At 45.0% G+C, this 18,419-nt stretch carries 16 protein-coding genes and 3 pseudogenes; 14 read left to right on the top strand and 5 right to left on the bottom strand.

Annotation, left to right across the window (positions count from 1 at the left end; genetic code table 11):
• Positions 1–119: 119 nt before the first annotated feature.
• Positions 120–791, top strand: a complete 672-nt coding sequence (locus J2X61_RS18160) for an NAD(P)H-dependent oxidoreductase (protein WP_310189567.1) — start codon at positions 120–122, stop codon at positions 789–791.
• A gap of 193 nt (positions 792–984) precedes the next feature.
• Here the strand turns inward: J2X61_RS18160 and msrA are convergent, their stop codons facing one another.
• Complete coding sequence (gene msrA, locus J2X61_RS18165; protein WP_310189569.1) at positions 985–1,527, bottom strand: peptide-methionine (S)-S-oxide reductase MsrA; 543 nt, start codon at positions 1,525–1,527, stop codon at positions 985–987.
• Positions 1,528–1,548: 21 nt separating this feature from the next.
• A pseudogene (locus J2X61_RS18170) lies at positions 1,549–1,702 on the bottom strand (peptide-methionine (R)-S-oxide reductase); the annotation flags it as partial.
• Between the two features lie 112 nt (positions 1,703–1,814).
• On the opposite strand from J2X61_RS18170, the pseudogene J2X61_RS18175 reads away from it, so the two are divergent.
• The 3 genes and pseudogenes from J2X61_RS18175 to J2X61_RS18185 form a co-directional block, all read left to right on the top strand.
• Positions 1,815–2,006 (top strand): annotated as a pseudogene (locus J2X61_RS18175) (hypothetical protein); the annotation flags it as partial.
• Between the two features lie 291 nt (positions 2,007–2,297).
• Positions 2,298–2,630: pseudogene (locus tag J2X61_RS18180) on the top strand (ABC transporter ATP-binding protein); the annotation flags it as partial.
• Between the two features lie 1,510 nt (positions 2,631–4,140).
• Entirely contained in the window at positions 4,141–5,499 is a 1,359-nt protein-coding gene (locus J2X61_RS18185; RefSeq protein WP_310189572.1) for an APC family permease, read from the top strand.
• Here the strand turns inward: J2X61_RS18185 and J2X61_RS18190 are convergent.
• From J2X61_RS18190 to J2X61_RS18200, 3 genes are all read right to left on the bottom strand, one after another.
• A complete protein-coding gene (locus J2X61_RS18190) occupies positions 5,444–6,370 on the bottom strand; it encodes a LysR family transcriptional regulator (RefSeq protein ID WP_274470511.1) in 927 nt (308 codons plus the stop codon). The genes J2X61_RS18185 and J2X61_RS18190 overlap by 56 nt on opposite strands.
• A gap of 81 nt (positions 6,371–6,451) precedes the next feature.
• Positions 6,452–7,216, bottom strand: coding sequence for a twin-arginine translocase subunit TatC (tatC, locus tag J2X61_RS18195; protein ID WP_310189573.1), 765 nt, complete (start codon positions 7,214–7,216; stop codon positions 6,452–6,454).
• A gap of 28 nt (positions 7,217–7,244) precedes the next feature.
• Positions 7,245–7,481: a MerR family transcriptional regulator gene (locus J2X61_RS18200; protein WP_167064274.1), complete on the bottom strand. Its 237-nt coding sequence runs from the start codon at positions 7,479–7,481 to the stop codon at positions 7,245–7,247.
• A gap of 223 nt (positions 7,482–7,704) precedes the next feature.
• Here J2X61_RS18200 and J2X61_RS18205 point away from each other — a divergent pair, with 223 nt between their 5' ends.
• The 10 genes from J2X61_RS18205 to J2X61_RS18250 all read left to right on the top strand — a co-directional run bounded on the left by J2X61_RS18205 (position 7,705) and on the right by J2X61_RS18250 (position 18,379).
• The gene (locus tag J2X61_RS18205; protein ID WP_310189574.1) at positions 7,705–9,312 is read left to right on the top strand and encodes a flavin monoamine oxidase family protein; all 1,608 of its coding nucleotides are present in this window, start codon (positions 7,705–7,707) and stop codon (positions 9,310–9,312) included.
• A 20-nt stretch (positions 9,313–9,332) separates the two neighbouring features.
• Positions 9,333–9,893 carry a RidA family protein gene (locus J2X61_RS18210; RefSeq protein ID WP_274470507.1) on the top strand — a complete coding sequence of 187 codons (561 nt, stop codon included), beginning with the start codon at positions 9,333–9,335 and terminating at the stop codon, positions 9,891–9,893.
• A 21-nt stretch (positions 9,894–9,914) separates the two neighbouring features.
• Complete coding sequence (tatA, locus tag J2X61_RS18215; protein ID WP_274470505.1) at positions 9,915–10,127, top strand: twin-arginine translocase TatA/TatE family subunit; 213 nt, start codon at positions 9,915–9,917, stop codon at positions 10,125–10,127.
• A 541-nt stretch (positions 10,128–10,668) separates the two neighbouring features.
• Positions 10,669–10,938: a dockerin type I domain-containing protein gene (locus J2X61_RS18220; RefSeq protein ID WP_310189575.1), complete on the top strand. Its 270-nt coding sequence runs from the start codon at positions 10,669–10,671 to the stop codon at positions 10,936–10,938.
• A 353-nt stretch (positions 10,939–11,291) separates the two neighbouring features.
• Entirely contained in the window at positions 11,292–12,215 is a 924-nt protein-coding gene (locus J2X61_RS18225) for an ABC transporter permease subunit (protein WP_274470503.1), read from the top strand.
• Positions 12,212–13,180, top strand: coding sequence for a carbohydrate ABC transporter permease (locus J2X61_RS18230; RefSeq protein ID WP_310189577.1), 969 nt, complete (start codon positions 12,212–12,214; stop codon positions 13,178–13,180). The genes J2X61_RS18225 and J2X61_RS18230 overlap by 4 nt, the downstream gene beginning before the upstream one ends.
• A 42-nt stretch (positions 13,181–13,222) precedes the next feature.
• Entirely contained in the window at positions 13,223–15,013 is a 1,791-nt protein-coding gene (locus J2X61_RS18235) for a type 2 periplasmic-binding domain-containing protein (protein WP_274470501.1), read from the top strand.
• Between the two features lie 81 nt (positions 15,014–15,094).
• The gene (locus tag J2X61_RS18240) at positions 15,095–17,299 is read left to right on the top strand and encodes a hypothetical protein (protein WP_310189579.1); all 2,205 of its coding nucleotides are present in this window, start codon (positions 15,095–15,097) and stop codon (positions 17,297–17,299) included.
• 122 nt (positions 17,300–17,421) lie between these two features.
• Positions 17,422–18,216 (top strand): helix-turn-helix transcriptional regulator, encoded by a 795-nt coding sequence (locus tag J2X61_RS18245; RefSeq protein WP_310189581.1) that lies wholly within the window; start codon positions 17,422–17,424, stop codon positions 18,214–18,216.
• On the top strand, positions 18,200–18,379 hold the full coding sequence (locus J2X61_RS18250) for a hypothetical protein (protein ID WP_310189582.1): 180 nt from the start codon (positions 18,200–18,202) through the stop codon (positions 18,377–18,379). The genes J2X61_RS18245 and J2X61_RS18250 overlap by 17 nt, the downstream gene beginning before the upstream one ends.
• Positions 18,380–18,419: the final 40 nt, after the last annotated feature.

The raw sequence follows: 18,419 nt of genomic DNA on the forward strand, positions 1-18,419 counted from the left end.
ATCAAATGCTGACTTATTGCTGCTTTAGTATCTTTAATAGACATAAATCCACAAACTGGTTGTGATGATTACAAGGTCGGTTATCAAAGAGAGTAAAATAGAAGGAAGGTTGATTCCACATGATAAAAACAGAGAGTAAAAAACAAGAAATTTTAAAAGCTTACCAGTTCAGACATGCTTGCAAGGTGTTTGATTCCAACAAAAAGATTTCTGATGAAGATTTTCATTTTATTTTGGAGACAGGAAGATTGTCTCCAAGTTCATTTGGCTTCGAGCCATGGAAGTTTGTCATCATCCAGAATGCAGCTCTTCGGGAAAAATTATCCCCTGTATCTGGCGGCGCCAAGGGACAACTGCCCACTGCCAGCCATTTTGTAGTTATACTGGCCAGAAGAGAAAAAGGCTTACGGCTTGGCTCGGTTCACGTGAACAAAATGTTTAGAGACATACATCATATGCCTGAAGAAGTTGTACAAGATTGGTCCGATTTCTACAAGAACTTCGTGGAAACAGAACTCGAAGATAATGACCGTCTCATCTTTGAATGGTCAATCAGACAAACCTATATAGCATTGGGGAACATGATGACAGCCGCGGCTCAAATTGGTATTGATTCCTGTCCGATCGAAGGTTTTGATAAAAAGCAGGTGACTTCTATTTTACAAAATGAAGGTATCATTGACGGCGACGATTTCGGTGTATCCTGTATGGTCGCTTTCGGATATCGTCAAAAAGATCCCAAACGTCCACAAACAAGACAACATCTCGACGAGATTGTTGAATGGCGATAAATGCATCAGTGGACATGCTTCGTTATCAGATGCTTGTTGAGTTAAAAAAGTGGGGGTTGCTGTGGGTTCGGCAACTCCTTTTTTATGGTGTTTAAAGGTAGGATTTTTTGGGCAACCACAAGCGATTTTTAATAAAAATTAAACAACCTTAGTCCGGCGGAGTACCGGACTAAGGCTGCTTTGTGCTCTTATTTCATTGTTGTCTACTTGACGGGGCGCCATCGGCCTCCCGCCTTGGAAGGACCCAGTTGGGGCGCGGGAAGTGGCAGGTGTAGCCGTTCGGATAGCGATCCAGATAGTCCTGGTGCTCCGGCTCTGCTTCCCAGAAGTCGCCGACAGGCATCACTTCGGTGACGACCTTGCCCGGCCACAGATCCGACGCGTTCACGTCGGCGATCGTCTCCTCCGCCACCTTTTTCTGCTCGTCGCTCGTATAATAGATCGCCGAACGGTAGCTTGTGCCGATATCGTTGCCCTGACGGTTCCGCGTCGTAGGATCGTGAATTTGAAAGAAATACTCCAGGATGCGCCGATAGCTCGTCTCTGCTGTATCGAAGACGATTTCGATCCCTTCCGCATGAGTGCCATGGTTGCGATAGGTCGCGTTCGGAGTGTCACCGCCAGTATAGCCGACGCGAGTCGAGACGACGCCGGGAAGCTTGCGGATTAAGTCCTGCATTCCCCAGAAGCATCCCCCAGCGAGTACTGCGCGCTGATGCATATTAAACCTCCTCAATCTGATCGAGATATTTGTCGTGCCCTCGTTCTCCGTTTCGTCGCGATGGATGAATCGGAGCGACGCGGAATTGATGCAGTAGCGTAGGCCACCTCGATTAGCTAATCGGGAAGATGTGACCGAGATGGCTGTCGCCGTGAGTGGATCTAACCTCGGTCCTTGTCATCTCATAGGACTCGATGCTCCTTGTCTAGCATGTCCCAAATCCGTATTGGAAAATTCATGAACAATTACAGGCAAAAAATAGTAATATCTAGCTAAAAGAAAGGGGCTCCTACTTTGGAATTCTGGAGTCCACAGTGACATTTCCTATCGGAAATATTGCTCCTGAGGGCTCAGTCATTAAATCGACCGCCATTGACCCTGAAGTTGTAGGAGAAGACGGTGTATACCACCATACCGGACGCGCGAAAGTATTTACAACGGAGAAATCGGCAGTTAAAGCGATAAAAGACGGCCGTATTTCGGTGGCGGGGGAGCGTTTACGATGTCGATCGCATTTATTGAAGTACTAAATGCCGGACATACGTATTTGGACATGCTAGAACGCGAGCAGAAAAATAGCGGAGGCGGTAACAGCCATGTGGAGCATTTTGGTACATAGCGGCAATAAACCAGAATGGGGCTGTCCCAAAGTCATAGATGACTTTGGGACGTCCTTTCTTCATTCTGTAAAACAAATTGAAAGCTTAATTTTTTTCAACTAGTCTATTTTGTTTGTCCTGAAATTTAAAATTCATAATTGAGCGTCCTCCTGCTGATGGGATTTTGTGCCGCTCATTTACCGGGGGATGAGCAGGAAGGAGCGGGAGCCGCTTGTGATGCAGGCGCTGGACGCCGTTGATTTGGTGGACCGCAGGCAGCATCTGCCGTCCGAGCTGTCCGGCGGACAGCAGCAGCGGGTGGCGATTGCCCGGACGTTGGCCGGGGATCCGGCGATAATTCTGGCGGATGAGCCGACGGGGGCGTTGGATTCGAAGACCGGGACGGAGATTCTGGGGATTTTCCAGAGATTGAATGAGCAGGGCAGGACGATTGTGTTGATTACGCACGACCTGGCAATTGCCCAGCAGGCGAAGCGGGTTGTGTATTTCAGGGATTAGCGACAGATACTTGGTGCGGAGGAACAAAAGAATTATCACTCGCTAGTAATGACCTTGAAGAAATAGCTGAGTTGAAAAAAACGAGTGAAATCCTCAATGTTACTGCTATCATTTCTGTGGTGTTGTTTGTAATTATTACGTTACTAATGATATTAAAACGAAACCGGAAAGAAAACGACAACTAAGCTAAAGGAGAACGATAGTGGAAAGTTAAGGGAGCAGTTCGCCGCGGTCGGCAGCGACTCCCTTATGAAGATATTGCAGTTATCGAAATAAGGCTTATGATTATGAGAGTGAAAACATTGAGTTGTTTTGTAAAGAAATCGAAATAATCACAGGAAGAATTCGATTTGATTGTATTTCATTTCCTCCAAGCGTATGAGACAATAGCTCCTCTTATAAAAGCTTATCAAGATAAAAACGACTGAAGTAAATACTTCTGGATATTCGTTTAGTATTAAACTATCGGGACACGATAGCTGAATAAACAAGGAAGGCAGCCGATACAGTTTGGACGGCTGCCTTTTCCTACTCGGCAGGAGGTCGTGCAGAAACTCCATAATAATCATCTTTTAGTAAAGGGTAGGAATTGGGGGGCACGCAACGACATCAATAATTCTTGGATCAATGCCATAAAACATCCAAAACACTCCATTCCACCTATAACCTGAAACTTCACCGTACTCTACACGAGTCGGATAAAACCAGAAATTGTCTCCATTCAGAAGCCAGACATATGTGTATTCATATAAACAGTCAACTACATAGGATACCTCAGGTTTTGGGGGAATAAATGCAGGTGGAGGAGATTGCGGTTGTCTCATGTACACCTGCGGTTGTGGGATAAAAAACATTGAATTCCACTTCCTTTTATGAAGTTTAAACTTAACCGTATTTCATGCTATGTGGGTAAATAACTATTTGATTGTACTGGTGCCTAAGACGATGAAGAATTCAATCTATCACATGTAGTCCGTCTTTATTAAACTATGGAGAAACGATATTGAATAACGAACTTGAACAAGGCTGCATCGGAAACGATGGGTAGCCTTGTTCATTGCTCATGAAATTCATCACAAAACGAGTATGAAAAATCGTTCCTTGATATGTGGACATGTCTTTTCGCCCCAAAGGAATCCGTGACTGTGAGTAGTTGCTTTTTTGCGTCTAAGGCACTCTTTTTCAAATAAACAATTTCGTGAGCCTCAATGCCATCAGTGAGCAGGGTGATAATAATGGCGTCTTGCGGATTCGGTCAACCAGCTTCAATCTGTTCGGTTTGCTCAAGTGTAAGAATACGAAATCAACTTCCCTTCCCAAGTCAAAATGATTTTCTGTAAAAGTTTCATGCGGCTTTCAATATGAAGCAACTATATAAACTTTGCAAAGAAGGGCGAGATTTATGCCAAATTACAAAAATAATAAATATTCTGAAAATAAGCAGGGAATCTCAGATCCATGAAGAATTGGGATGATAACTTTACGATCGAAATTGCGAGGGGGCATCGTGATGAATGATGAGGCGAATTTGAAAAAAGTATTAGGGTTAAAAGATGCGATTGGCATTGCAATTGGTCAAATTATTGGAGCAGGCATCATGTCCATTACAGGGATCGCCATTGGTTTAACCGGAACTGGGGTTCCGCTCGCATTCCTGCTTTCCTCGATTTTTATGCTCATCGTTACGATCCCTCTTGCAGTGCTAGGCTCTGTGCTTCCAACGACAGGGGGCATGTACACCTACACAAGTCGGCTGCTGTCTCCGAACGCGGGGTTTGTTTATCTGCTCTTATTCACGTTCGGTCATTTGACCATAGCGGTGTATGCCATTTCTTTCGCGCAATATTTACAGGGGCTTGTGCCGGAAGCTCCCATTATGCTGATTGCGTTCGTCATGCTCACATTTTTCTATTTGATTAATCTTTTCGGCGTGAAGTTCATGTCATCATTGGGTAAAATGTTGGTCGTGATTAAACTGATATCTCTGCTTGTCTTTATCGCTTGGGGAGTTACAGAGGTGGATTACGCGGTGTTTCAACCTGCTGAGATGATGCCTCATGGCTGGACGGGCTTACTTACGGCAGTAGGAATGACTTCCTTCGCCTCTGGCGGTGCTTATGCGGTTGTTGAACTGGGAGGGGAGATGAAACGTCCTCATCGGGATATTCCGCTTGCGATCCTGATCAGCAGTGGTATCGTCGCGTTGCTGTATATCGGCATTGGCATTGTAGCGACTGGCGTTTTGCCGGTTAGTGAGGTTGCTGGGGAATCACTTACAGATGTTGCGAGGACCATTTTGCCGAATCCGTTGTTTATGTTCTTTATTGTTGGGGGAGCGATGTTCGCATTGGCCTCAACGCTAAACGTGACGTTCTCCTGGGTGACGAGGGGGATGCTCGTTGCATGCCGGGATGGTTGGCTGCCAGCTGCCTTTGGCGCTGTCAATCGCAGATTTGGCACACCGCACTGGCTGCTGACGTTTTACTACATTCTCGGAGTCGTGCCGATTGTGACGGGCGTATCTTTAACGACGATTTCCCAGTTAGGTGTCGGCATCCTGCTTTTTTCCAGCATTTTCCCCGTACTCTCGGCAGTACAGCTTCCGCGCAAGTACCCTGAGCTTTATCGTAAAGCGCCATTCACCATGAAACCTGCCCTTCTGTATATGGTGGTCTCCGTTGCCGTCATTTTGTTGGTCTATCAAGGTTATTTATTGCTCAGCCGGTTATCAGCGCCTTTAATTGTTGGAAACATGGTGCTGTTCATAGGTTTCATCGTATATGTAAAGATTGTAGGGAGACGAAAGTTCGATCCTACGAATGACAAGCATGCTGTGGGGGATAGATCCGAGATTCATTTGTCGCAATAATGGCTTTCAACTCTTTAGTAAACTCTCTGCACGCGATGGACTGATGCCGATTTTTTAATCTAATGGAACAGAAGGACACATCCATGTCCTCTCCGGTAATTTCTAAGGCGACTATGCTGCCGGTGAGAATATAGGGGTCATATTTTAAGCCGAGCTCTGTATAAAAGCCAATTGCAATGCCCTCGGCTATTACACGCTTTGCCGCTTCCGAATTGCCCAACTTGAATAAAATATTCGGTTCCCCGTGCTTTTTGAGCTTCTCAATCAAATAATCGGAGTTTAGAAGGATCGGTTGTTTCGCAAGTTCCTCAATGGAGATGCTTGTCCGGTCAGAAAAGGGCGAATTTTTGCCTACACAGGCCATAACGCGGTTATCCATTAACTTTTCTACGGTTAACTGTTTATTGGTCTCTTCGTACTGCCTCGAAACAGCGATTAAGCCCATATCGACGTTTCCGGAAAGCACCTCTTGCTTGATCTGCTGATAGTCAAGTTCCAGCATTTCCAGCTCTAATCCAGGGTGCTTTTCTTTGAAAATCGCTAGTGCTGGGGGGAGTACGCTTAGGCACAAGCTTGGTACGGATGCAATGGAGAGGAGCCCGGAAAGCTCTTTGGCATGATGGCCGACGGATTCCCGGAGTTCCTCTACTTTGCTAATAATTTCTTCAGCTTTACTTATAATCAGTTTGCCATCATCAGTCGGTACGGCGCCAAAACGCGATCGATTAAAAAGCTTGACACCAAGCTCTTCCTCTAGCGAGACGATCGCTTGGGAGATGTTCGGTTGGGAAACGTGCAGTTTTTCGGCTGCCAATGAAATAGATCCTGTTTGGTTAATCTCGATCAAATACAGTAGTTGTTCGATCCGCATACTTCACCCTGCCCCTGATGGATATATTGGTGTAAATATATCCCATACGGCAAAGGAAGACAATGATAGTGAAGGCCTATTTTAATAGGAAGTTGCAGTCGCTTCAGCGTTCATTTTGTTGTTCTCGCGAATTTGTGCATTATATATGAAGCGGGAGAGCACTACGCTAATTTCATATAAAGCAAACAAGGGCACGGCGACCATCAAGTGGGAGATGAGGTCAGGCGGCGATATAAGGCTTGCCGTGATGACGAGCACAAGATAGGCATATCTGCGAAATTTGTGCAGCAGCTTCGGATTCAGAAGCTTGATACGCGTCAGAAACATGACGACGATAGGCAATTCGAAGGCGATGGATAAAGGCAGCACGATGTTGAGCATGAAGCTGAAATATTGAGCAACGCCGTAGGTTTGGGTCAATCCAAGATTTTCTGTGATGCGAATCGTGAAAGTCATGCACATGGGGAAGACGACAAAGTAGGCAAAGGAAAGCCCGATCATGAAGCAAAGGAATGTATAAGGAATATAGCGGAGTGTGGCGCTTTGTTCTTCTTTGGTAAGACCTGCCTTCACGAAGCCCCATACTTGGAAAAGAATAAAAGGCAATGTGATCGTAAGCGAAATCACGAAAGCAATCATCATATAGATGCGAATGCCATCCATAGGGGAGAACACGTGCCAGCTCATGCTAGATGCCGGGGGAGTTTCTTTGAAGTATAGAAGAATTTTCTGAGCAGCGAAAAATCCGCCAATCATTGTTAGAACAAGAACAATCAAGACCCGAATAATGCGGGTTCGGAGCTCGGATAAATGGTCCACCAGTGACATCATTTCTTTTATTTGCATAGAAGGCACCTCCAAGTCTCTGTTTGCCTTACGAACCTGCCAACATGCGTTTGAGCTCGACGGTGTGGAAGCCGTTCGTCATTTTTATATGTATATCCATAATCATTTCAATATCTTCGAATGAATATTTGCGAACGCCCCCTTTGCTTCTCTCCGGAAAGATAAGTTTCCGATCTTCGTAGTAGCGAATTTGCCTTTCCGATAATCCGGTCAATTCACTGACCACACCGATTTGGATCACTTTCTTTTGTGTCATCTTCGTCATCATCGTTATCCAACCTCCGTTTATGTTAGTTAAATTAACATGTACGTGACGTAAATATAAGTAAACTCTATCATTACGGTAAAATTAGATCAAATAATCCATTTTTATCTTGGTATAAGTTTAAATTATGTAATGTAATCTGACACAAACTAATGACGAAACCATTTTTCGTTTGATATGTTTAATGTGCGGTTTATCCAAACATGAACGAGGAGATGGGAGCATGGAGAAGACACCGATTAAAGAAGATCAAATTACACGTAGACAATTTTTGACTACTGTCGGAAAAGTAGGAGGTTCAGCCGCACTTTTTAGTGTTATGGGAACGTTAGGATTGTTATCCCCAGAGACAATGAAAGCTGCCGACTATACGCCTCCTTCAGGCTGGGATCTCACCTCAACGAATCGCAATGGCAAGAAAGTTATCATTTTAGGCGGAGGGATTGCCGGTTTAACTGCTGCCTATGAACTTGGAAACGCGGGGTATCAATGTACCATTTTAGAAGCTAGAGCTCGAGTGGGCGGCAGGGCATGGTCGGTTCGCAGAGGAACGACGGTTGCAGAAATAGGAGGAAGCAAACAAGTCGCACGCTTTGATAATGGCATGTATTTTAACGCTGGACCGATGAGGATCCCGCAGTTTCACGTGACTTTGGACTATGCACGCAAATTTGGTGTCGCGATCGAGCCATTTAACAATGTGAACGAAAGCGGCTACTACTATAACGAAAATGTGGGCGAACTGTCAGGCGTGAAAATTCCGAAACGCCAAGCGAAAGCGGATGTTAGAGGCTACGTGGCTGAAATGTTGGCTAAAGCAGTGAATCAAAAGGCGCTGGATATCCCCTTAACAACGGAAGAAAAAGCGAAACTCGTTGCGTATTTGAAATCCGAAGGGGATTTGAATGCGGATCTGTTCTACAAAGGTTCGGAACGGGCCGGGTACACGGAGGAGCCAGGCGGTAAATTCGACTCAGGCGTCCGCAAAGATCCATTCAGCTTAAAAGCTATCATTAATTCCGGTTTTGGACAATTTTTTAGCAGTGAATATTCCTATGATCAGCAAATGATGATGTTCCACCCGGTTGGCGGTATGGATATGATCGCGAAAGCTTTTGAGAAGCGTGTTGGCGATAAAATTGAGTTCCATTCCGAAGTTCAAGAAATTAAGCAATCTTCGGAAGGCGTGCGCATTCTGTATAAGGATTTGAACACGGGCGCAAGCAAAGAGGTTTCAGGCGACTTCTGTATCTGCACCATTCCGCTCCCTGTTCTTAAAGATATTAAGGCTGATTTCTCCGCCGAAATGTCAACGGCTATCTCCAAGATCGCATATGCCTCCGCGGGCAAAATCGGTCTTCAGTTCAAGCGCCGCTTCTGGGAGGAAGATGAGTTTATTTACGGCGGAAGCACGCTCACGAATATGGATATTTCCAGCATCTATTACCCGCCTACCGACTATTTTGCGAAAAAAGGGCTTCTGCTCGGGTACTACGCCTTCGGCGGAAATGCGGATAAACTCGGCAAAATGACACCGGCCCAGCGCGAAGACTACGCGTTAAGCCAAGGCGCCAAAATTCATCCGCAGTATTATAAAGAGTTCGAAGCTTCGTTCTCCGTCGATTGGAAGAAGATCAAGTACAACCTTGGCGGATGGGCTTCGTATACAGCGGATGACCGTAAAAATTATTACCCGACCTTATGCAAGCCGGATGGCCGTATTTATTTGGCTGGGGAGCATATCAGCTACATTACCGCTTGGCAGGCAGGTGCTATTGAGTCTGCAAGAAAAGTAGTCACCGAGATTCATGAGCGCGTCATGAAAGAGTAGACAAAGAGGAGCGATGAACGATGATCTTAACTAAAAAAGTGAAAACAATAGCAGCTGCCACCATAGGTTCATGCCTCATTTGTGTTAGCGCTTATGCTGCGGGAACCGAAAAGACGAACAAATATGCATCAGAGCCGATTAATGAAGTCGAGTTCTATGGAAACCCTTCCTCCTCGATTGCTGCAGGCGTATCCGTCCCTTCGGGATCCTCTTATTTGTTCACAAGCGGAACCGTGCCGCCTGTCATTAATAAAGAAGGCAAAACGGTTTATGAGCGCTATGGGGATACCAAGACGCAAGGTATCGGTATTTTGAAGGAAATTGAGAAGCAATTAATGGAGAAAGGCTTAACGCTTGCCGATGTCGCTTATCTTCGTGTGTATGTAACGGCGGATGCAGCCAAAGACAATAAGTTCGACTTTCAAGGTTGGTTTGATGCCTATGCCCAATTTTTCGGAACGGAAGCGAACCCTGTTAAACCGGCGCGTTCCACGGTTGGCGTTGCAGGTCTCGTCAGCTCTGACTGGCTGATTGAAATCGAAGCTGTGGCGGTATATCCGAAGCATCATAACCAAAACTAATGAAACGGAGTTGATGATCTTATGCTGCAAAATATTGGCTTCCCAGGTCTCATGTTAATCTTAGTGGTTGTTCTGGTGTTGTTTGGTCCATCCAAGCTTCCGGAGCTGGGTCGCGCTGTAGGCCGCACGCTGCACGAATTCAAGAGCTCAGCCAGGGAACTAGTTTCCGATGGCAAAGAATCGGCTGACCATATGGAGCCGGATGATAAGCGTCTTGACAAGGCGAAAGCCTAATTGGATGGTTGAATGACACAAACCTGTACCTTTGATTCTCGTTAATACGGTCAATTTGTATAACTCCAATGTGAATAAATGATCGAAAAAAGAGAGGAAGCCCCGGTGCGGGGCTTCTTTTTGTTTGAATGGGAACCAAAGGGCGTTAGTTCAATGAATGCAATTCAATCAGCGTGGGAATTATTAAAGTAATAATTCATTCGATTGGAGAGCTATCATGGGCTACGTGGAGGATTTAAGTAAAATAGTGGGGCATATTCGACTTATACTTGTTGGTGCAGTGCTGCTCTCCGTTGTACGCGATGTAGCAAATCAGAAGATAACAAAATGGCGAACGGTCCGACAGACGGCTCAGGTAAAGTGTTATAGGTCAATAATAACCTGTATGTACTGGTGCGTGTAAAAGACCCTGTGCGGCTTACTGCGGCTGATCGCGGAAGCGCAAAGTGCGCATGATGCGCCAACTGAAGGCACATATCCTGGCCAATATCCATCAGGTTCGAAAGCAACCCTGCAGGCAGCAATCAATGCCGCTCAAGTTGTGGCATCGACTCAGGGAGTAAGCCAGGCTGAAATTGAAGAGGCGATCCTGAGCCTGAATGCGGCACTGCAAAGCTTTAATGATTCAAGAATTAAAGCTATCGATGGAGATTTCAATAACGATAATAAAGTAAGTATTGGTGACCTTGCGATTATTGCTTCTGCTTATGGTAAAAAGAAAGAAGATTCAGATTGGAATCAGTACAAGGCGGTGGATTTGAGTGGCGGCGGCACAATTGACATCGTTGATATCTCGATTCTTGGCACGTAAAATTCTGAATTAAAAAGAAATGGTGGCCTTAGTTGAAGTTAACTTTGGACCGCCATTTCTTTTTTTTGTGCTTGTTGTGGAAGCCCTAATCCGAGCTATATGAGAATAGATCAATAATCGATGAGGATAAGTCATTGTTTTGAAAAAATTGATATTTTATAATTGCTTTAACGAAACGGAATGAAAACGCTGTCAACAGAAGGCGCATCCTTTAATCTACCGATTGACCTGTTGCGCTCTGACCTGTTGCACTACAGTAGAGGAAATTGCCATTTCGGCATTCCATATATATTTATAGATATCGTAATGTGTCAATAATTACGTTGAATATATCATTAATAAGGGAGTGTTGCATGGTGCAAGTACAAAAAAACAGCCTGACCAGCAGTTCAATAAGAAAATTTCTATATATACTCCCTTTTATGATTTTGCTTGGTATCTTTGCCTATTACCCGCTATATGGTTGGGTTTATGCATTCTTTGACTATACGCCGCCGATTCCGCTATCCCAATCGCCGTTTGTCGGTTTGAAGTGGTTTCATACCTTGGTCGAAAACCAAGTAAAGATCGATCAAACCCTTCAAATACTCAAAAATACATTTGGAATGAGTGGCTTAAATCTGCTATTCTCCTGGCTTCCAATGATTTTTGCCATATTCCTGACGGAGATCAAATCCGTACGGTTCCGAAGGTTTGTACAGACGGTAACAACCTTGCCGAACTTTATCAGCTGGGTATTGGTTTATTCACTGGCATTTTCAATGTTCTCTAGTGAAGGTATAGTTAATGGCCTTTTGAAACAACTTGGATTGATTGATTCCCCGATATTACTTCTTCAAAATTCCGACCATGTTTGGATGATGATGTGGATATGGACAACATGGAAAACGTTGGGTTGGTCAGCCATATTGTATATAGCAGCCATTATGGGCATAGATGATTCGCTATATGAAGCGGCCTATGTAGACGGCGCGACAAGGATGAGGGTAATCTGGCATGTCATATTGCCGAGTATGGTGCCGACCTATTTCGTTTTGTTGATGCTGCAAATTGCGAGTTTTTTGAATAATGGCTTGGAGCAATACTTTGTATTTCAAAATGCATTTAACAAGGATTCCATACAGGTTTTAGACTTATACGTGTACAACCTTGCAATGGGAGGCGGCAGCTATTCCGTTTCCGTAGCGATCAGTGTGCTTAAGAGCTTGATTAGTGTTGTACTTCTCTTTTCTGTGAACGGACTATCAAAAAGACTAAGGGGAGAGAGTATTGTATGAGTGATACAGCAGCAGAGCTGGTGCAGAATGATAAAGTGCCTGGCCGCCATCTCACTAGGAAAATCAAAGTCAAGGTCAGTCCAACAGATAAAATGATTACTATTTTAATCTATGTGTTGTTTTCCTTATATGCTTTTGTTTGTGTATACCCATTTTACTCCATCATTATTAATACCATAAGCGCAAACGATATCAGTGCCAAAGGAGATGTTATCTTCTACCCGGTGCAAGTCCAATTCCATAACTACGTGGATGCATTTAAAATACCGGGACTGTTGGATGCAGCCGTTGTATCTGTAGCAAGAACCGTGGTCGGAACCGCTTTGACGGTAGGGGCATCCGCCTTTCTGGGATTCATGTTTACCCAGGAGGATATGTGGAAGAGGAAGTTATGGTATCGCTATACCGTTTTAACCATGTTTTTTAATGCCGGGGTTATTCCGTGGTATTTGACAATGAGGTCGTTGCATCTGACTAACAATTTCTTGGCCTATATTCTGCCGACAATCGTAGCACCATTTTTCATTATTCTTGTAAAGACTTTCGTGGAGTCAACGCCGAAGGAATTGCAGGACGCGGCAAGTATCGATGGTGCCGGGGCCATGACCGTTTTTTTCAAAATCATGTTGCCTATTTGTAAACCCATATTAGCTACAGTTGCTATATTCGCAGCGGTGGATCAGTGGAATTCCTTCCAGGACACGTTGTTGTTAGTCACGGAGAGCAAACTTTATAGCTTACAGTTTATTCTTTATAACTATATGAATCAGGCAAGTTCCTTATCCAGCATGGTAAACCTGCAGAATGCCGGTTCGACAGCGATGTCAAGTCTGGCAACGAAGCAAACCACGACTTCCATTCGAATGACGGTGACTGTTATTGTTGTAGCGCCTATTTTGTTGGTATATCCGATTTTCCAAAGGTTTTTTGTCAAGGGGATTATGATCGGTGCAGTGAAAGGATAATTTGCACCGGATTAATAAATTGAAAAATTATGGGGGTTGAGTATGCGTAAACGTGGTAAAGCAATAAAAAAATCGGCGTTGTTATTGTTTGCTAGCCTTTTCATGGTATCGATCGCATTGACCGGCTGTGGAGATGAATCTAGCAATAAGACTGCATCAACGGAACCAAGTAAGTCACCGAACTCCGGTACTCAAGCTGCATCCAAGGCATTAGATCACAGTAAACCGCTGACCATCACTGTTTTTGACAATGCAGCAAATTATCAAGGAGAGCAGAAAGGGTGGTACGGAAAGCTTATTAAGGATAAGTTCAATATCACTCTGAACATTCTTGCTCCGCAGATTGCCGGCGATCAGCTATACAAGACAAGATCGGCAGCAGGTAATTTGGGCGACCTCCTGATCGTCAACAACAATCAGCTGGAAGAATTAATTCCAGCCGGTCTGATTATGGACCTCTCGGATAAGATCAAGAGTACGCCGAACCTGTCCAAATATGTGGACAATCATTTCAAACCTTTCAATGAAGCATTCCAAAAGGTAAATCCTAGTGGCAAGATTTATGCTTTGCCGACCTTTGAGGCTGATACTTCACCAACGACATACTCGGAACAAATCCCTTACTCAAGCCCAATAATGCCATGGGATTATTATAAGGGCGTCGGGGCTCCCAAGCTGAACAATTTGGATGACCTTTTGAATGTACTGAAACAAATGCATGAGAAATATCCGAAGACTCCGGACGGTAAAGCGATCGCTCCAATCACGTTGTGGAAGGATTGGGACAGCAGAGGCACTATGGAAAATGCACGCTGGTTGAGCAATTGGTACGGTTATGAGCAGCCTGAAGGAACCACGACCATGCAGTTGAATGCAAAAGGCGACGTCGTTCCCCTCATCGATGACAACAGTATGTACAAGAAAATTCTGCAATTCTATTTTAAGGCCAATCAGATGGGGTTGGTTGACCCTGACTCGCCGACCCAGGATTGGAACAAAGTATCGGAAAAGCTGACCAACAAGCAGGTATTTCTTTTGTGGTACTCGTGGGAAACAGGGTTCTACAATACGATTGAAAGAGGTAAAAAGGGTGACGGGAATGTTGCTATTCCGATCGCTGACACGCACATCATTCAATCAAGCGATGCCTATTACGGTAACGGAAGAGCGTTTGCTATCGGTTCCAAAGCCAATGATCCCGATCGGATCATGGAATTCATGGATTGGCTGGCCTCTCCTGAAGGCTTGCGCTACTATGTGAACGGATTTGAAGGCTTCAATTACGAAAAGACGGCAGATGGCAAATTTAAGCTGACCGAAGTAGGTCAAACCGCATTCCAGAAAAATACACCTGTTCCGGATCAGTACGGAGGAGGCGGATATCAGGACGGACAAAGCAAGCTCAATACAATGATCATCAGCGATTTTGCCAAAGATCCATTGACAGGGGAGTTTTATAATAGCAATTACTGGGCTGCAACAATTGAAGCGAATAAGACAGCGCTAACGACAGAGTGGCAAAACACCTATAAAGCAGAAAACGCAACGGACTACTACCTGAAAAATAAGATGATCGATATCGTCCCCAATATCAATACAAGTCTGGGCAGCGATTCATCCGAAATTAAAAACAAACGCAGCCAGATTTCTGACTATGTAAAGAATACATCTTGGAAAATGGTATTTGCGAAGAATCAAGCAGAGTTCGATAAACTTTGGGAAATGATGAAGAAAGATGTAATAGGTCTAGGTTGGAATGATGTTTTTGCCTCAGATACGGAAAAAGCACAAAAGATTATTAAAATGCGTGCTGAAGCACTAGCTAAAAAGTAAAAAAACTAATTTTAATGAGTGAGGGATATGTAGGATCTTATATATCCCTTATTCATTTTCTAATTCTAAGGAGGAAGTTTCATGAAGCTGGAATTCGGCAACTATATCCTGATCTCCAAAGAGGGTGGCGTTGAGATTCAGAAAAATGGCAAGCGGCTCTATTATAACAAGCGGCCGATGTTCGTAACGGTAAAGACCGCCTTTGCCATCAACGAGTTTTACGACCAAGCATACGCCAAAATCACCGCTTACGGTGATAAAATCGTGGCTGAAGGTACGTTAATTGTCCCGACGGGCTCAGAATTCTTTTTCTCTGACGTATATGAAGTGGTCAACACAGGGTTCAAGGTAAGCAGGAATGTCAAGGTGTTGAAAGCGGGAGACGACCTTGGCTTTTCTACCAAGATTTCTTTGACGATTGCGGAATCGGATGACGTTCATGACTATCACTGTTTCGCACCCGGTGTGTGGTATAAGCAGAACGAATTCGCGCCTGATTACGCAATGGGCAAAGACCTGAACAACGAATATTTCTGGCGGATGGAAACCAATTATGCCTTGCCGTTGTTCGCGATGCAACACATCGCTTCAGGAGAAGCTGCGGCTCTCTCTCGCTGGGCTGCGGACGTAACCATGCAGTCTTCGGACATCGTGAGGTCCGAGAATAACACGGACCCGAAGTGTACCATCGGAGCCATTGGAATGAGCAAGCCGGAGAGCAAGACACTGAACTATTTATATTACGGTTTTGGTGTACGCAAGGCGTTAGAGATAGAGATTGACGGCCTTTCGATCGATTATGTGTATCCGGGCTGCGATGGCGAGATGCCTAGAAAAAATCAATATGAGGGTCTGGACTACAGTCAGAAAACGAAGAGGTTTCAACGCATTAACCATCCCGTAGAGGTTGGCTTTGAACAAAATTACGCCATCGGCATTCAATTTGGCCATTATGGCAGCTTCCAGTCGATGATGAGGGAAATTTGGCGGGACACCTATTCCCGGCTGCGCGACAAGTTATTCGAGGTAGATAATAAACTGCATTTCCATAATTGTATGAATATTCTGACTAAATTTACGCGTCAATACGGGGATTCGTATGGTTTGCCTTTTTCCTGCCAATTGCCCAACATGGATATCTCTAGCGTTTCTTTCCAGTTCGGCTTCGTTGGGCAGCAGCCCGGGATCGGATATCAGTTGCTTCGTTATGGTGATAAAGATGGCGTGCCTGAGGCGTTTGAGAAAGGCGTGAATGTAATCGACTTCTGGGTGCGAACGGCTATGACGGATTCGGGCCTGCCGCAAATGTGCTATAACCCGAACATCAACGGATTTGAGCCGTATCCCCACTACATCCGGATGCTGGCCGATGGGATCGAGCCGATCCTGGACGCCTTTCTCTACCTGCGCGGAAAAGGAGACCTGCGACCGTCTTGGCTGGAATTTTGCAGAAAAACGGCCGATTGGCTTGTGCAAATACAGAACGAAGACGGCAGCTATTACCGGGCTTATCATACCGACAGTTCCATCCGTATGGACTCGAAGGCCAATACGCCCAGCGTGATTCGTTTCCTGGTCCAATTCTACCTTGTGTCCGGAGATGAGAGATATAAGGCCGCAGCGATCCGTGCCGGAAATTGGTCTTTTGATTGTAATTACAGAAATATGGAGTATCGGGGTGGTACCTGCGACAACTCCGACATTCAGGATAAAGAGGCTGGCATTTATGCTTTATTCGGATTCCTTGCCCTATACGACCTGACCGGCGAGGATAAGTGGCTGGAAGGAACGATTGGCGCCGCTGATTATACCGAGACGTGGACCTATGCCTGGTCATTCCCAGTACGCACACTCTGGCCGAAACATCCGTTCAACCACTATTCGATCAGCGGTCAAAGCATTATCACGATCGGAGGGGGGGCCGACGTATATATGGCCGCTTGCTCATACACCTATTACAGGTTGTATGTCATTACAGGTGATGAACATTATCTCGACTTCGCCGAGTTCATCCATAAAAATACCAGGCAGTCGAGCGACGTGGATGGCAGCGCCGGATACGTCATGCCCGGCTTGGGTCATGAAAGCGGCAACTTTACGACTCAAACCCTGCAAAGCCACTACCACTGGCTACCGTGGTGTACCTATGTGGAAGTCGATCCCTCATCGAGGTTGTATGACACCTTCGGAGGTTACGAAATTGCAGATGCGCAAAAGCTCAGTACAGAGGAGCGGGTGAAGAAAAACCGCATCTATGATACCTATACAAGGGGCGTTCTTTCTTGACACATTGACCAGAACAGCGCCGATCAAGCGTCGTTACTTTGCTTCGTTGACTGTTTTCAATCAGTAATATATGCTAATAAATAATTGATGCAATGTTATTTTTTGGATACTGGAGGATCATGATGACCAACATTTTTTATGTTGAGTATGATGCCGCTCACGCAAGCAATTTTGTGTTCGATATCCCAGAGGGCCATCATTGTTGGCTGCTCGTCGTGACCCATACACCTGCCCTGTTTTGGGTTAATGGAGAATTGAAGGAGTACCCAGCGCATAGTGGGGTTCTATTCCATCCTCACCAAAAAATTTATTACCGGGCATGTGCGGAACAGTATAAGAACGACTGGATTCGTTTTGAATCCAAAGAATCATACGTAATGGAAACTTCGCTTCCATTCGGAGTGCCCTTTTCGTTAAATGACCCTGAATATATCCATAAAATTTTCCAACTCCTTGTCAGCGAACACTCTTTTCAAAAAAATTATAAAGAATCATCCATTGACTGCTTACTAAGGATCCTGTTTAACAAGCTTCTGGAATCTTACTTTCAAGAAGTAATTACGCCTCAATACTACAATTTGTTGACGCTTCGGACCGCCATTTATAGTAATCCTAGCCAGGATTGGGCGGTTCCGAGAATGGCCGACTCTATTCGCATCAGTCCTGGGTATTTACAGGCAATTTACAAGAAGACTTTCGGGATTTCTTGTATGGATGACGTGATTACAAGTCGCATCCGCCAGGCTAAGGAATATTTGTTGCATGGTTCACTATCCATCGCGGAGGTCTCTTTACGCTGTGGGTATAACAACGTGGAGCACTTTTGCCGTCAATTCAAGCAGATTACGGGCATTACGCCAAGAAAGTTTCACAAGCAGATGGAAAGTGTGTCTGTTAAGAGTGGGGCTAAAACTTGAAAAGGGGATATTTATCAAGACGGGCGAAGAGATTTTAAATATATTCAAGCGGTTAAACGAGCAAGGAAGGACGGTTGTGTTGATTACGCACGACCTGGCGATTGCGCAGCAGGCGAAGCGGGTTGTGTATTTTCGGGACGGGAAGTTGAGCGAGGTTGGGTAGTGAGGACCGGGACTCCGAACAGAAGAACGTAAATCCTGTG

This window comes from Bacillus sp. 3255 (assembly GCF_031456485.1).
Classification (GTDB): domain Bacteria; phylum Bacillota; class Bacilli; order Paenibacillales; family NBRC-103111; genus Paenibacillus_E.